Annotated in this window: 13 protein-coding genes; 6 read left to right on the top strand and 7 right to left on the bottom strand. The window is 36.9% G+C overall.

Going from position 1 to position 14,932, the window contains the following annotated elements:
* Positions 1-90 precede the first annotated feature (90 nt).
* From FRZ67_RS05305 to FRZ67_RS05285, 5 genes are all read right to left on the bottom strand, one after another.
* The gene (locus FRZ67_RS05305; protein ID WP_147188547.1) at positions 91-474 is read right to left on the bottom strand and encodes a DUF3037 domain-containing protein; all 384 of its coding nucleotides are present in this window, start codon (positions 472-474) and stop codon (positions 91-93) included.
* On the bottom strand, positions 452-1,249 hold the full coding sequence (locus FRZ67_RS05300; RefSeq protein ID WP_147188546.1) for a HipA family kinase: 798 nt from the start codon (positions 1,247-1,249) through the stop codon (positions 452-454). Before FRZ67_RS05300 ends, FRZ67_RS05305 begins: the two co-directional genes overlap by 23 nt.
* Before the next feature lie 186 nt (positions 1,250-1,435).
* Entirely contained in the window at positions 1,436-1,849 is a 414-nt protein-coding gene (locus tag FRZ67_RS05295; protein ID WP_225975513.1) for a DUF5655 domain-containing protein, read from the bottom strand.
* Between the two features lie 116 nt (positions 1,850-1,965).
* Positions 1,966-2,169 carry a hypothetical protein gene (locus FRZ67_RS05290; protein WP_147188545.1) on the bottom strand — a complete coding sequence of 68 codons (204 nt, stop codon included), beginning with the start codon at positions 2,167-2,169 and terminating at the stop codon, positions 1,966-1,968.
* 132 nt (positions 2,170-2,301) lie between these two features.
* Entirely contained in the window at positions 2,302-3,012 is a 711-nt protein-coding gene (locus FRZ67_RS05285; RefSeq protein ID WP_147188544.1) for a 3-keto-disaccharide hydrolase, read from the bottom strand.
* A gap of 194 nt (positions 3,013-3,206) precedes the next feature.
* Between FRZ67_RS05285 and FRZ67_RS05280 the strand changes: the two genes are divergently transcribed.
* Positions 3,207-3,839, top strand: a complete 633-nt coding sequence (locus FRZ67_RS05280; protein ID WP_147188543.1) for a class I SAM-dependent methyltransferase — start codon at positions 3,207-3,209, stop codon at positions 3,837-3,839.
* A 95-nt stretch (positions 3,840-3,934) separates the two neighbouring features.
* Here FRZ67_RS05280 and FRZ67_RS05275 read toward each other — a convergent pair whose 3' ends face one another.
* Positions 3,935-4,633 carry a c-type cytochrome domain-containing protein gene (locus FRZ67_RS05275; protein WP_147188542.1) on the bottom strand — a complete coding sequence of 233 codons (699 nt, stop codon included), beginning with the start codon at positions 4,631-4,633 and terminating at the stop codon, positions 3,935-3,937.
* A gap of 662 nt (positions 4,634-5,295) precedes the next feature.
* Between FRZ67_RS05275 and FRZ67_RS05270 the strand changes: the two genes are divergently transcribed.
* The 3 genes from FRZ67_RS05270 to FRZ67_RS05260 all read left to right on the top strand — a co-directional run bounded on the left by FRZ67_RS05270 (position 5,296) and on the right by FRZ67_RS05260 (position 6,453).
* Positions 5,296-5,751 carry a hypothetical protein gene (locus FRZ67_RS05270; protein ID WP_147188541.1) on the top strand — a complete coding sequence of 152 codons (456 nt, stop codon included), beginning with the start codon at positions 5,296-5,298 and terminating at the stop codon, positions 5,749-5,751.
* 103 nt (positions 5,752-5,854) lie between these two features.
* Entirely contained in the window at positions 5,855-6,292 is a 438-nt protein-coding gene (locus tag FRZ67_RS05265; RefSeq protein ID WP_374728504.1) for a tail fiber domain-containing protein, read from the top strand.
* On the top strand, positions 6,217-6,453 hold the full coding sequence (locus FRZ67_RS05260; protein WP_147188539.1) for a T9SS type A sorting domain-containing protein: 237 nt from the start codon (positions 6,217-6,219) through the stop codon (positions 6,451-6,453). Before FRZ67_RS05265 ends, FRZ67_RS05260 begins: the two co-directional genes overlap by 76 nt.
* Before the next feature lie 388 nt (positions 6,454-6,841).
* Here the strand turns inward: FRZ67_RS05260 and FRZ67_RS05255 are convergent, their stop codons facing one another.
* Entirely contained in the window at positions 6,842-7,981 is a 1,140-nt protein-coding gene (locus FRZ67_RS05255) for a choice-of-anchor V domain-containing protein (RefSeq protein ID WP_158638309.1), read from the bottom strand.
* A gap of 1,255 nt (positions 7,982-9,236) precedes the next feature.
* On the opposite strand from FRZ67_RS05255, the gene FRZ67_RS05250 reads away from it, so the two are divergent.
* Together FRZ67_RS05250 and FRZ67_RS05245 are read left to right on the top strand one after the other, a co-directional pair.
* On the top strand, positions 9,237-10,901 hold the full coding sequence (locus tag FRZ67_RS05250; RefSeq protein WP_147188537.1) for a glutamine--tRNA ligase/YqeY domain fusion protein: 1,665 nt from the start codon (positions 9,237-9,239) through the stop codon (positions 10,899-10,901).
* 692 nt (positions 10,902-11,593) lie between these two features.
* Positions 11,594-14,875, top strand: a complete 3,282-nt coding sequence (locus FRZ67_RS05245) for a PKD-like domain-containing protein (protein ID WP_158638308.1) — start codon at positions 11,594-11,596, stop codon at positions 14,873-14,875.
* Positions 14,876-14,932: the final 57 nt, after the last annotated feature.

Raw genomic sequence — 14,932 nt, 5'->3', positions numbered from 1 at the left:
TTATTATATTTTTTGCCAAACAATAGGAGTTTAATTAAGCATTGTTGCGTCGCACTCTTGTACAATTTATTCTTTATTCCACTGGTTGCTTTATACAACCAGTTGCTCATATAATTTCATCAATGTTTCTTTTGCATCTGTACAAAGACCCGGATGAACTGCAGAAGTTTGAACAATGGTACTTCTTGTAGCTGTCAACCACCGAAATCTGGAAGCAATGGGTAATGTTGCGATTGTTCCTCCTTCTTTAACGCCGGCAGCAATTTGTACAAAGGCTTTAAGTCTTTTTTGTACTTCATCTATATCAAGCTCTGTTGATAAAGAGAGAAACCTTTCTTCATTCAAACCAACAACAGCCTGCAAAAAATTTTGCGCAGCACAATACACTACAACGCCGGCGTTGATGAACTCTTCACGCTCTACACAAGGCACAACGCGTATAACAGCATATTCAAATAATTGCTTCTCTTGCATGTTTTGCTTCTTTAACAAAATTCCCGGAAAAGTTAAGACGTGTTGTTAAGAACAATAAATAGCCTGCACGTTTTTCTGGTTCAGATAAATTCGATGATTCATCCAGTAACCATTCAGCAGGTACAAGATCAACGATTGTTTTTAGTTTTTCTGCACTAAGTATATCATGAAATAATTTGTCTGTAGCATCAAGTTCTGCAGCCAAATGTAATAACACATGATCTTTTATTTGTGCAAAAGGTTTCTTAGCCTGTTCTTCGGGGTTCGTCCATGAATGATGAAAATAAAGCGACGCACCATGATCGATCAGCCATAATTCATTTCTCCAGCTTAGCATATTTGTATTACGTGCAGTGCGGTCTACGTTGGTGATAAAACAATCAAGCCACACAATGGCAGAAGCAAGCTTTGCATCAATACGCGTTACTGCAGGATCAAATGTGAAAGCGCCTGAAAGAAAATGCAGTGCAAGATTAAGCCCCTTACTTGCTTTCAGCAGATCCTGTATTTCTTCATCGGGCTCTGTGCGGCCAAAAGCTTCATCAAGGTTTGCAAATACAATTTCAGGAACTTTAAAACCAAGTGCCCGGGCTAATTCACCGCCAATTAATTCTGCTATTAATGCTTTTACACCCTGCCCTGCGCCGCGAAACTTTAGTACATACATAAACCCATCATCAGCTTCCGCAATAGCAGGCAATGAGCCACCCTCACGCAAAGGTGTTACATAGCGGGTCACATTAACTGTTCTGAGCTCGGGTGGACTAACATTCATACATGATCATTAAATATTTCCTTTTATGCAGTGGAGCAAAAATAACTAACTGTGATAATGAAAGTAAAATGAATATTTGAAACTGCAGAATAGTTATTCGGTTAGTATTGCTGAAAAATGAGATACAAGTACAAGTGTGCGACGCAACGAGAGCTATATGCATATTGTGTTGCAGGGTACAAAAAATTACAAACCACTTTCATATGCCAGCTTCATAAAATGTTGCACTTCTTCATTCACATCATCTGTTTGTTGCATACGAAAATGGTGATTGAATTGCTGCTGGCCTGGCACTTTTGCTATTTTATGAAAACATAAATTATCGTTGTAAGGTTCTTTAAACGGAAGAACAATATCAATAAAATCTTTACCGAGCCGTGTTATGTAAGCGAAGCGTTTCTTTGCTGCAAAAGCGATCATTGTTTTTGTGGGTTGTATAGCAATGTTGCCGATCTGTTCATAACATTGAGTAAAATGCCAGAAAAGTGAAATAGTATGCTGGGATTTTCCTTTAAGAAAATCTGCTAATGTTTTATCATTGCAGGAATGTTGTTGGTTGCTCTTAACAAATTGCCTGTTGCACAAAGGGCATGTCCACATAAACTTTTTTTGACCAGTATTGAAAGCAATATTTTTCTTTCTAAACTGATGCAAACATATAATTATTAAAAAGCCAGGCATCTGAATGCCTGGCTTTTTAAATAATTTCAACCAGATTAATATACTGCAATGGTTGCTTCGTTTGTATTGCTTTCCTGTTTGTCAGTATTTATTTTTTCATTGGTATCTGTTTTACCAACAACAATAACTCGTTTTGGCCTTGGCCTTGGATGCCTTGCACGATATTCTACTGAGCAGGAAGACACTGCTATCATTGCTATGGTTACTATCATTAATAAACCTGATCTGTTTGTTTTCATTTTTCTTGATTTTACAAATCAATCAGTGCAAAAGAGATGCCTGTATATATTAATCCATTCTTTGCAGGCATAATCAGCGTAAAACCTTTATATCACAAATTGAAATGTGTGGAAAAAATTACCGAAATGAATTTATTTGTGTGCATCATCTGCAGAAAGTTTTGTAATAGGCGTTAACTGCACTTTGCGAAATTCAACTTCTGACCCCTCTGCCTGTATTGCAATATTTCCTTTATCTGCTGTGCAATCAAAGCCATAATTTACGAGATCGCCGTTTACCCATATCTTAATTGACCGGCCCACACATTCAACTATCATTGTGTTCCATTCACCCACAGGTTTTTCAGAACTGTCTGTAAGATTAATGATGCGTCTTTCTTTACCTTCTGTAATGCCCCAGTTTTCTTTTGGTCCACGACGTTTTTCCATATCGGGCACTTTTATATCTTCTACAATGCACCAGAAATCGCCTGCATTATCATGCATCATTTGTGCTTCTATTGATTTGGGAAACATCTTATACAATGCTCTTGGGGTAGATGCATGCACCAGCACACCACAATTGCCCGGCACACCTGCAAAGCGGTATTCTACTGCAAGCCTGTAATTCTGGTATACTGTATCTGTTATTAAATGCCCTTGTGGTGTGCCAAGACTTACCAGCATCCCATTGCGGATAATAAAAGGAAAGACCGCACTTTTATTAGTGTCCAGTTCAGGAACATCTGCATGCCATCCATTCAGATCTTTTCCATCGAAAAGATTTATTGTTTGCGAAAAGATATTGACAGGCAGATGGCAGATCAATAAAGCAAGAAAAGATATAGTTGCAAAATGTTTCATACTTTAATCGTTTGTATAAGCAAGATAACTGAAAATATAATGATGGAGTGCTGTAATACGCTGGCGAAAGAACTGCTTCTGTAAATAAATTTTTTTACCCAGGCTTTGGTATTAGTGGCATCACCTGTTGTGTCACTCACTTGTACGTTCAGAACGCTGTGCATCATAAAGCCATTCAATTTACATTTGTACAGATGTTATATCAACTGCAGTTACAGGAATTTGCATTTAAAGAAATAAATATTCATGTGTATGTACCTGAGCGTGCGCAGGTGCAAAGCGTATATAAACAGCAGAGAGATATTAATGATGCAACGCCTTTTCCTTACTGGGCTAAAATATGGCCTGCAGCTTATGCTTTATCCAACTTTATAATAGAGCATAATCATTTTGTAAAAAATAAAAACGTTGCGGAACTTGCTGCAGGGCTTGCATTACCATCGTTTGTTGCTGCAAAATATGCGGCCATTGTTTGCTGCAGCGATCACTCAGCTGATGCAATTGAAGTTGTGCAGCAATCTGTTTTATACAACAGGTGTACCAACATAAAAGCAACTGTGTTTGACTGGCAAAAATTGCCCGTTGATTTTTCTGCTGATGTTGTGTTACTAAGTGATATTAATTATGCACCTGAGATATTTGATGCGCTCTACAATATGCTTTTATTGTTTTTAAAAAAAGGAATCACTGTTATACTGAGTACACCACAGCGTTTAATGGCAAAAACATTTATTGGAAGAATACTTCCTTTTGTAATACAACAGGAAAATATAGTTGTGCCGGATAATGATACAATTGTAACTATAGCGGTCTTTGTTTTAAAATAGAAAGATCACCTGTTGCATTTTGCACCAAAGTACAAGAGTGCGACGCAACAGGCGATCAACAAAAGTTAGATGGCCGGGCTCAAAAATTTAATTACTTAATTATTGGGAGCACCTGCAGCTACCCATTTTTCGATCTGTGTTATGTTGCAATCGGGCAGCATTGGGGCATTCTGTGGCATTGGTGAATATCCCGGAGCATGTGTTACAGCGCCTACCAATCGTCCATTAAGCGCTACTACTGATGCGCCTGCATAAGTTGACAGATCTATACCACCACTAGCATTGTTGGTGCTATGGCAACCAATACAATTTGTTTCAAAAATTCCTGATATAGTTCCGCTGTAGGTATATTGCGTGGTGTCGCATGTAATGCAGTTCTTTGTATTTAAAGCGCCTTGCCTTATCCATCTTCTTATGAGCGTAACCTGCTCTGTTGTTAATTTGGGATTACCTTTTGGAGGCATTTCTCCTTCTGCAATCACCTGGTACACTTCACTTTCATGCGGCTGGTAAGGCACTATGCCTTTTGCAGTAATATGTTTGTAATTATCAAATACATACCCTTCTTTATGTGAGGTTGCATCGTGACATCCGCTCTTGGCACAGTTGGTTTGAAAGATAGGTAATACTTCACCTTCAAAGCAAACAGTTGGTGCTTTGGCATCCAATATACTTTCGTTTGCAAGACTATCAGCATTATTTCCGCCCGAGTTATATTCGGGATTGCTAACCTGACGCTGACAAGCAAAGAAGATAATAACGATTAATACAACCAGATAAACTGACTTTTTCATAACAGAGAATTTTAAAGTTGATTTTATAAATAACCCTGCGCATTTACATACACACAGCGCACAATAATTAACCCGAACAAAACATAATAACTATGTTGTTTCAATATCATTTAAAATGTAAGCTTAATAATAAAGGTTGGGGCAACAGTTGAATCAAATGATTGTAGTGTTGCATTATGGTATCAAACTGTATTGTCTTGTGCTGTTAACGTAGGAGTTGTTAGAAAAAAAATGCACTGGCTTCAATACGTTTGTAACTATATTCTAAAATAACAAAACCATTTTCTGATTCAGAAAGGTGATGGGCTGTAAGCGTAAAATAATATGCTGAACAGGTAAATAAAAAGTCTCAGCTGGTAAGCCTCTAAATATTATTTGGACGGATAAATGGGTGACTTATAAAATTACAAGTATTTATTTTTCAATTGTTTAGTGTAGGCCATTTCACCTTGTAATTACCTTTTGGGTTACTTTTTATCCAAAAGGGTATTAATAGTGTAATAAATACACATTGGCTAGCAATGCATGTGCAGCCAAAAGCAACCCGGGAGCAGTAAAACAACTGCATGTATGTCCACGAATGTCTCGCCAGAATGAAACCCAGGCAAATGATTATCAACTGATCAAAATAATGTGCCTGGAGCAAAAACAAGGAGAAACAAATGAAAAAATATGTACTCATGCTGTCTGTGATCTTATTGATTACAGGGACCGCATTTTATAAACCAATAAAAGAAAAAATACAGGAGAAACCTGTTGATAAAAACATCTCATTTGCTATTTATAAAGGTGCTGACTATACTGCAAAAGTTTACGACTGTACTTATGTACAGGTTCAGGTAACTGTTGAAAAAGTAAGAGATGATAAGTGCACTGTTGTATGGGATAAAACATTTGATGAAAAATTACTGAAGCAATACCCTACAGCTAAAAATGCAATAGCAGAGCAGATAAATATAACGGGTGTATTTGAAAAGAAAGAACATCTGCAGGTGAAATATGTACTTACCTATAATTCAAAAGGAACTGAGTTGCAAATGCAGGGTGAAAACGTTATTGCAGACAGTGCTAACATTTCAGCATTATCACCAAAAGGTCAATTGGCCCTTGTGTTGTAATATTTCAGCAAATAATTTTAAAAAAAGCTTTATTAATATTTCTTCATTCAATGGAACATCTGGTGCCTACACAGCGCTTTCTGACAAGAGATAAAAAAAAGACATTGTACCAATGGATAAGGTGCTGGATAAAGTAATGCAGCTAAAACCAAGCTTATATCATTTTACCAAACAACAATCAAATGATCGCAGGTTTATGGGAATGATTGCACAGGAAGTACAACCTCTTTTTCCTGAAGCCGTATATGAGCAACTTGGAAAAAATGACAAAGCTGAAGATTATCTTTCTCTTGATTACACAACTTTTGGCATTATTGCAATAAAAGCCATACAGGAACAACAAAAAGAAATAGAAGAATTGAAAGCACTATTGAAAGGCAATACCAGTGTTAACCAGCAGCCAGCTTCTGTTTCACAGGAAAATGCAATCAACGTAAAATTAAGCACTACAAGCCTTGAACAAACGTGCCTAATCCCTTACGCAATACAACGAGTATACGTTACAATATTCCTGCAGATGCAAAGAATGCTTCTCTCGTAATTACAGACATGAGTGGAAAAGCTATTAAACAATTATCAGTAAAGGCAGGAAGTGGTATTATAAACATAGATGCTTCTTCACTGAATGCAGGAATATACAATTATACATTGATTGTAGATGGAAGAACAATTGAGGCTAAAAGAATGGTCGTTCCTAAATAAGTGAAAGCAAAAACGGGCATTAAGAGGTGCCCGTTTTTATTGCTTGTTATTTTGGGTTCGATAAATGGTAATAACTTTTTTGTTGCAGGCTATAGTGTTTTATAGCATCAACCGTTGCGTCGCACTCTTGTACTTATAGAATTTAATGCAGCAAAAACACAATTGACAGCGGCATTGCGTATTTTCAATATTGTTGAATTTGAAACTTAATGCACAAGAGTGCGACGCAACAGGTGATGATAGCAGTATTGCAGCCCGGTACATAAATATTATTTTACCATTTATAAACGATAGATGAAAAACAGTAACAAAAATTAGTGAAACAAAAAGAGGCCGCCCAAACGCAGCCTCTTCCATTGTAAGCGTGAAAACCAAAAGTATACTTGTTTTAAGGAGTGGTAGCAAACTTCAACGAAGTTCTGATACCATCTTCTGTAATAACATTTACGATAACAATACCTTTTATTTTGGTACGGGGAATATCCCACGTGTTATCCCCTTCGTTAGCAAATGTAATACCGCTGCTCAAAGGCCTGCCTTGTATATCTGTGTATACAACCTGCACTTTTTGTGCTCTGCCTCCATTTGAAAACAGTATGTATGAATAACCTGCATGATTGTATAAACCAAGTTTATAATTATTTTTATCCGGCGACGCAAGTGTAACTGCATCGCTGAAAGATGTGTTGCCATTTACATCTGTAATTCTGACTCTGTAATAAGCTTTGCTGTTGAAAGCCGGATCAGTAAACTTATAATCGCCACCACCTTTTGACATTACGGTTCCGATTTCTTGAAAGTTGGTGTTATTAGTGCTCTTCTCAATTATATAACTATGCACTTCATTTTCATTGGGAGTTGACCAGGTAATATTTGCAATATTATTTTGTATGTTTCCATTTAGATTATTTAAAGTAATAGCAGCAACAGGAGCAGATTCTGTTACTGTTAATATTGCACTTACTGGTTGGTCGCCAGTAGTACCCCCGTTATTATTTACAAGATTACCTGCTGTATAAAATTTTATTGAGCCAGTGCCTTTTTTAGGCCCTGTCCATGGTATTCTTATAATTGATGTAGTTAGTGCTGTGGATTGCTCTATATAGTTATGTGAGGAGAGTAATGTATTATGTGTGTTTGCAGGCAAGGTGTTCCATTTGTTAATGTTTACATTAGTTAAAGTAGCGGCTGTTGTTTGAAAACCATACAGCGTAGTGGTTGTAGAAGTTTTACTAAACATTATTCTGAATGTATATTTTTTACCAGGCATATACTTGCCAACTGCTTTATTTGTTGAATCAAGTAATTGAGTTTTAATACTGCCGCCGTAGCTGCCTCCGCCATGGCATTTGGAACAGGTAAGGCTGCTATTAAATGGAGCGCCTGTTACCGCCTGTCCATTTTTAGCAGGACCACTCTTATAGCTTTGCAGTATTAGCAAAGCAACTACACAGAGGCTGCATACAACAATTATAAATTTTTTTTGTCTGTACAATGCAGCAAAGTGAGTGCGTGAAAACTTAAGCATATAGTTGTATTTTATTGGTGAAAAAATCTGCAAGCGTTTCAAATAGATTTTAAAGTGTATTGATAATTGGATTATATTTTTTAAAACATGACCACATGCATTTTGCAGCCGGGTCATGTTTTTATAACAACTCCTACATTGTTACAAAAAATTTTGCTGATTTTTTCTTTTCAAAATTTTTTCTAACTGTTTGAAGTATGTAATGAATGAACCGATAATAATATTCTTCATGCTGTGCAGGAAAACAGGTGTTATAAAAAAATACTTTGCTTTACCTGCTTATGAAGAGAAAAATTTTGTTTAATTATTTTAGTATAGATTTTGGTTTTAAATGATTATTTTTTTTGATAACCACCTGAATATATTCCTATATGCTTCAAAGAAATGACACATAGTAGTTAAGTTATTTTGCTATCACTACATAGTATGATCAATATATAGCAATACATTGTCAAATGCTTATGCAGCATGCATTTCAGACAAGCTATCTGTGGATATTACACAAGCAGTCCTGCCATTTAATAGCCTTTAAAACACAACAGTCTGGTAAGTTTTTTAATTACATCAACATGTATTTATGATGCAATTACAGGGGTGGGAGCAATCATTGAGATTGCTGCAATTGGTAAGTTTCTGGAAGGGATGTTACTTCATAATCTTTCTTCTCACTCGAATAGATAAGTCTTTTTATTAACTCACATGGTACTTATCTGTGTGCAAATATTGCACGTCAATACACATGAAACTATTCTTTTAAAAGAGCAATCGTGTTATTGTGATCTTTAAATAAATCTATAATAAATTGTTAACAAAAAACGGGCCAGTATAGGTGTGTTCTAAAAACATAGCCTTATGATCATTGCATTGTTTTATTCTTCTTCATGTGTATTGAATTATATCTGCTGTAAAATAATTACATACTATTAAATAGTGAAAAGGTAAAAACCAGGCAAGGATACTTTACTGCCGAAATGGAAATTTTTATAGCTGAATGAAAAGCAAAAGTCTATTTGAATAGAGTGGCAAAAACAATATACAGTACAAGAGTGCGACGCAACAGGCGCTGCACTTTTTACTGAACGCCGGGATCAGGAAAACGCTACTTTGCCAATAGCATGCCTTTTTGAAAATAGTAAAATGATAATAAAATATTTAGCCATTTCCAAATGAAATAACCATTTTTGTTAACCTTTCAGCTATGCCAACAGACTTGACTTCGATTCCTTACTTTTGTCGTCCCTGAATTTAAAATAGCATGAGCGAAGAGAAATCACTAAATTTTATAGAAGAGATCATAGAAGAAGATCTTAGGAAAGGGAATTACAAGGAGATCGTAACACGCTTTCCTCCTGAACCAAATGGCTACCTGCATTTGGGTCATGCTTCCAGTATTTGTTTAAACTTTGGACTTACAAAAAAATATCCCGGGTATACAAACCTTCGTTTTGATGATACCAATCCAACTACTGAAGAAACGGAATATGTAGATAGCATTAAAGAAGACGTAAAATGGCTTGGTTTTGAATGGAAGAATGAACGCTATGCTTCCGACTATTTTGATACGATGTATGATTATGCAGTGAGTCTAATAAAAAAGGGACTTGCCTATGTAGACGATTCTACATCGGAAGAAATAGCTGCCATGAAAGGCACACCTACAGAGCATGGTAAAGAAAGTTCATACCGCAACCGCAGCATAGAAGAAAACCTGGACCTCTTTGACCAAATGAAGCAAGGCGCGTTTCCTGATGGTAGCCGCACATTACGCGCAAAGATCGATATGGCTCATGTGAACATGCTGATGAGGGACCCTGTTTTGTATCGTATCAAACATGCTCATCATCACCGTACAGGAGATAAATGGTGTATTTACCCCATGTATGATATGGCGCATGGTCAGAGTGATTCGATTGAGCAAGTTACACATTCCATATGTACACTTGAATTTGTTCCCCATAGAGAGTTATATGATTGGCTGATTGAAAAACTCGAGATTTATCCCTCACATCAATATGAATTTGCACGCCGCAATATTAATTATACAGTTACCAGTAAGAGAAAATTACTGCAACTTGTAAATGAGCGATATGTAACTTCATGGGATGACCCACGTATGCCGACAATTAGTGGGCTTAGAAGAAGAGGTTATACGCCAGAAAGTATAAGAGATTTTTGTGACAGGATCGGTGTAGCAAAGCGTGAGAATATGGTAGACGTAGGCCTCCTTGAATTTTGTGTACGGGAACATTTAAATAAGATTGCGTTACGCCGAATGGTAGTATTTGATCCTGTTAAAATAATTATTACAGATTATCCCGAAGGACAGTTGGAAATGGTACCAAGCGAAGACAACCCTGAAGACGAAAATAAAACTTACCGCGACATACCCTTTAGTCGTGAGATATATATAGAAAGAGAAGATTTTATGGAAGACCCGCCAAAGAAATTTTTTCGCCTCGCTCCGGGCCAAATGGTTCGTTTAAAAAGCGCCTATGTTATAAAATGTGATGAAGTAATAAAAGACGATTTAGGGAATATCATTGCATTGCATTGTACGCACATACCTAATAGCAAAACAGGCGAAGCTAATGCAAATATTAAAGTGAAAGGGACACTACATTGGGTAAGTATATTACATGCTGTACCTGTCGAAATAAGGCTTTATGACAGGTTGTTTAAAGTGGAAGATCCGTCTTCTGAAGAAGGTGATTTTAAAGAATACATAAATCCGGATTCTTTGCAGATTATCAAAACAGCTTACGCAGAACCTGCTTTGAAAACATCTAAATTCAATGACCGTTACCAATTTCTTCGTAAGGGATATTTTATGCTTGATAAAGATACCAGTGAAGAAGGCTTGATCTTTAATAGAACTGTTACATTGAAAGATACCTGGGCTAAAGAAAGCAAAAAAGATTAAAAGCTAATAAAAGTCTATTAAGATGCCGTAGAGTTTCTACGGCTTTTTTATTTGTGGCCCGGCATTTGAACTTTTCTCAGCAGTTGTTGCGTCGCACACTTCAACTAAAAATTAAGTTTTTTACTTACAGAATACGACGTTGATATAATGTCCAAAAAAGACATTTATAAATATAATTATATCTTATTCGGTATTTGTAATTGAAGTATAAAAGCATAAATAAAATAGCTGAAATATATACCAGTATTGATTTTTAAAGGCGTATTGTGCTTGCTGTCATTAAATTTTTTTAATTACAAAAAGGACATTTTTTAAGTGAATAAATTTGTTGAGCAAAATAGTACTGAGTAATTTGCACCCATCCAATATCATCAAACCCCCAATACGTATGACCAGGTATTTATATTCATACATTGGCTTACAACCAAAACCGAATGCTCATTTAGATTTTCTAAATCATATTTTTTTTATAAATAATGCAAGTGATAATTTCTTCGCAGAATTATTCAAGGCAATATACTCATGTAGCCTGAAAGAGACTCAAACATTATTAAACATATTTTTTTCACTATCAAAAGAAGTCTTAAAAAAGTAAAAACCGGAATATTCGTAGAATATCTATTCCACGTTTTATGATGATAAAATCCAATCTAAAAATCCAATAAAAATCCAAAAGAATGAAAAACCTCTACATGAAAGCTCTTATAGCTTTATGCAGCCTGTGCTGGCTTAGCGCTGGTGCACAAACAGACACCACACACTATAAATATGGTGTTTGGCAAAGTTTCGGAGACGCCGTATCTGCAACTCAATATCCCGAAGTACAGGGAAGATTAGCAAATTTTCGTTGGGCAGATATGGAACCAAACCCTGATCAATGGAATTGGACAGAGTTTGACAGTGAGATGACGAGTAAAGCAAAAGATGGCCTGCCTATCATTTTTCTTGTTTATACAAAAGAAGATGCACCGGATTGGTTATACAGTAACGGTGTGCCTAAGGTAACAGAGAAAGATGACCTTGGTAATGTTACCGGCTACTCTCCTTATTATGAAGATCCTGAATACAAAACTTATTTCAAAAGAATGATCTTAAGAGTCCATCAGCATCTGGAAACATTACCTGATTATGTGCGTAAGTCAATCATCGGTGTACAGCCATGTTTTGGCAGTACAGGTGATTACATCAGTTATAAAGGAAACGTTTCTTCGCAGTATGCACTTTCTGATGCTGATTTTTATGCATTGTTCCAGGAGTTTACCATGTATTATTATGATGAATACAGAAATACTGATCCCAAAATTTATATTCTTAGTAATCCTAATAACAGTGGTGATCAGCAAACATACTGGCTTATGGCGAACTGCCCTGGAAGCTGGATCAAAACAGGAACTCTTGGTAAAGGGTATCAATTAAATAATGAAACGGATAAAGCTGCTTGGTTATATGATATCCTGAACAAGCCTGTATCAGGTGGTACTTTTATGCGTGCAAGATCTGAACTGATCGGCGGAGCTACTAATGCTCCCTGGTGGAATGTGGCTCCATACAAGAATATGTTTACTGTAATGGGGTATGCAATTCATTGGGGGCTTGACTGGAGCAACCAGGCTTTTGAACATATAGATGATCACAATTATGATGATGCGTTTACACTGTACAATAAGTATGCGGGTTATAAAGACCCTGCAACAAGCAATAATGCTATGTGTATGTTGAAAGATGCACTTGATGCGGCCGATGGGGTAAGATTTCCTGCATCACAATATGGTACCGTAGCAATGACTGCTACACGTTATAATAATGTATTAGCGCCTTATATTTCTTATGGTGCTAAACTGGAAGATTTGAATTCCGCTATGGGTGGTGAAATGGATAACATTGCCGCAAAAGGAACTAATGATGTTGGCTGGAAAATTTTCCCTGGTAATTATGAAAGATTTCTTCACCAGATCAATCCTAACGAAACCAGCGTTGGTTACTGGAATGTAACATCTGCAGAACCTAATACTGTTTATGGAAGATTTGCAAGAGGGTTTGATCTTGCGAAAGGAAAAGATGCTTTGTACTTTGATGTGGAAGACGCGTTTCTACATAATGCACCACTTGATGCTGCATACCCTGTAGCTGTTGAAATAACTTATTTAGACAGAGGTACCGGAAAATGGCAATTATTTTATGATGCTAAAGGAAATCCTGCTAAAGGATCTATTGATGTTACTTGTACCAATACCAATAAATGGAAAAAAGTATCTGTTACTTTAAGCGATGCTTACTTTGGTAACATGGGAGCAAATGGAGCTGATCTTTATATCAAAAATATGGGATCAGAGAATGTTATTTTTACACTTGTGGAATTGTCGCGCTCCAGCAATGGTGTTACTGGTAGTAACCTTTTTTATTCCGGTCCTCTTACATTTGATACCGTTTGCGTAAACAGCACACCTGCAGCACAACAGCTTAGCATAAGTGGACAGCTCTTAAACAGTACTGCTGTTACCATTGGGCCGTTACAAGGTTTCAGTTTTGCAACAACTAAAGATGGTACTTACAGCGACTCGCTGATCATAAGCGGTTACGGAGCTGGTTTCTCACAGTCTGTTTATGTTAAATTTAACCCCACTGAGGCGCGTTCATATACAGGTGCTTTGCCTGTATCAGGCGGAGGTGCTTCAAAGATCAATATCAATATTTCAGCAACAGCTATAAACAGCTCGCCTGATATTTCTTCTTCTGTTATAAATACTGTTAGCTGTTATAATCAAAAAGACGGATCCATAGATTTGAAACCGTTAGGTGGTCAGGGGCCGTTCACGTACAGCTGGGTAAATAATACAAATAATTTCAAATCTGCAAACGAAGATATTAGTGCATTGATCCCGTCAACTTACACGGTTACTATTAGTGCAGCGTATAACTGTAAGCTAAGTCAGAGTTTTATAATTACACAGCCTGATGTACTTGTGACGCATGTATCTGCAGATCCAATGCTATGTAAAGGTAGTACTACCAACGTTTATGTAACAGCAACAGGAGGCACAATGCCTTATACAGGCACTGGTACTTTTGTGAAAAGTTCTGGCTTCTATACATATACAGTGAAAGATAAAAACGGTTGTAGCGATAACCAGGGCTTCAGTGCACCTAACGGTACTTTAACAGCACCGGCAAAACCAGGAACAATACAAGGTGCTACTGCTGATCTTACGGGTGTTTGCGTTGGTTCATATTCATTCTCCATTAGTTCAGTTAGTAACGCTACTTCTTACTTATGGACTGCTCCTTCCAAAAGCAGTATAGCCACTAACGGAGGTACAAAAATTGTATTGAACACTGTTAATGGTTTCAATGGCGGCGCGCTTACTGTTGCGGCTGTTAATGCTTGTGGAACAAGCAATGCGCAATCCAAAACATTAAAGACAAGACCCGCAAAACCAGGTGGTATAGTTGGACCACAAACTGTAACTCCAAACCAAAAAAGCCTGGTGTATAGTACAGCAGCCACCTCAGGCTTAACTTATACATGGTCAGTGCCTGCAAGCGCAAAGATTGTATCTGGACAGAACACACCTAAGATCACTGTTAACTGGGGCTCATCAAGTGGAAAGGTAAAAGTAGCAGCGAAAAATGATTGCGCTACATCTTACAATACTGTAATTGATGTAACGGTTTCAAGTTCATTAACAAATCTTAGTACTGCTAAATCTACACCTACAACTTACGATCTTACGGCATCGCCAAACCCTGCAAGAAGCATAACTACGCTTTCTTTCAATGCAGATGTTGAATACCGTTACAGTATTGTAATTTATGACATGACTGGTAAAGTGGTAGTTCGTAAATCAGGTATAGCTAAGCAAGGAAGCAACAGCGTTTTGGTATCTGTTGCATCTTTAAAAGATGGGCTCTATAGTATAGCAGTTATAAATAATGATACTAATGAAAAAATAACAACGAAACTGGTCAAAGGATAACCGGATGTTAAGCACTATGTAAAACCCGTTATGCTTCTGCATAGACGGGTTTTTTTA

Source organism: Panacibacter ginsenosidivorans, from assembly GCF_007971225.1.
Classification (GTDB): Bacteria; Bacteroidota; Bacteroidia; order Chitinophagales; family Chitinophagaceae; genus Panacibacter; species Panacibacter ginsenosidivorans.
The sequence above is the reverse complement of the archived record's forward strand: the minus strand, read 5'-3'. Positions and strand labels throughout refer to the sequence as shown.

Excerpts from the sequence above, each read along its gene's own strand:
- FRZ67_RS05285 (WP_147188544.1), bottom strand. The coding sequence starts at position 3,012 with ATGAAACATTTTGCAACTATATCTTTTCTTGCTTTATTGATCTGCCAT.
- FRZ67_RS05270 (WP_147188541.1), top strand. The coding sequence starts at position 5,296 with ATGAAAAAATATGTACTCATGCTGTCTGTGATCTTATTGATTACAGGG.
- FRZ67_RS05255 (WP_158638309.1), bottom strand. The coding sequence starts at position 7,981 with ATGCTTAAGTTTTCACGCACTCACTTTGCTGCATTGTACAGACAAAAA.
- FRZ67_RS05300 (WP_147188546.1), bottom strand. The coding sequence starts at position 1,249 with ATGAATGTTAGTCCACCCGAGCTCAGAACAGTTAATGTGACCCGCTAT.
- FRZ67_RS05305 (WP_147188547.1), bottom strand. The coding sequence starts at position 474 with ATGCAAGAGAAGCAATTATTTGAATATGCTGTTATACGCGTTGTGCCT.
- FRZ67_RS05245 (WP_158638308.1), top strand. The coding sequence starts at position 11,594 with ATGAAAGCTCTTATAGCTTTATGCAGCCTGTGCTGGCTTAGCGCTGGT.
- FRZ67_RS05250 (WP_147188537.1), top strand. The coding sequence starts at position 9,237 with ATGAGCGAAGAGAAATCACTAAATTTTATAGAAGAGATCATAGAAGAA.
- FRZ67_RS05295 (WP_225975513.1), bottom strand. The coding sequence starts at position 1,849 with ATGTGGACATGCCCTTTGTGCAACAGGCAATTTGTTAAGAGCAACCAA.
- FRZ67_RS05280 (WP_147188543.1), top strand. The coding sequence starts at position 3,207 with ATGTTATATCAACTGCAGTTACAGGAATTTGCATTTAAAGAAATAAAT.
- FRZ67_RS05290 (WP_147188545.1), bottom strand. The coding sequence starts at position 2,169 with ATGAAAACAAACAGATCAGGTTTATTAATGATAGTAACCATAGCAATG.
- FRZ67_RS05275 (WP_147188542.1), bottom strand. The coding sequence starts at position 4,633 with ATGAAAAAGTCAGTTTATCTGGTTGTATTAATCGTTATTATCTTCTTT.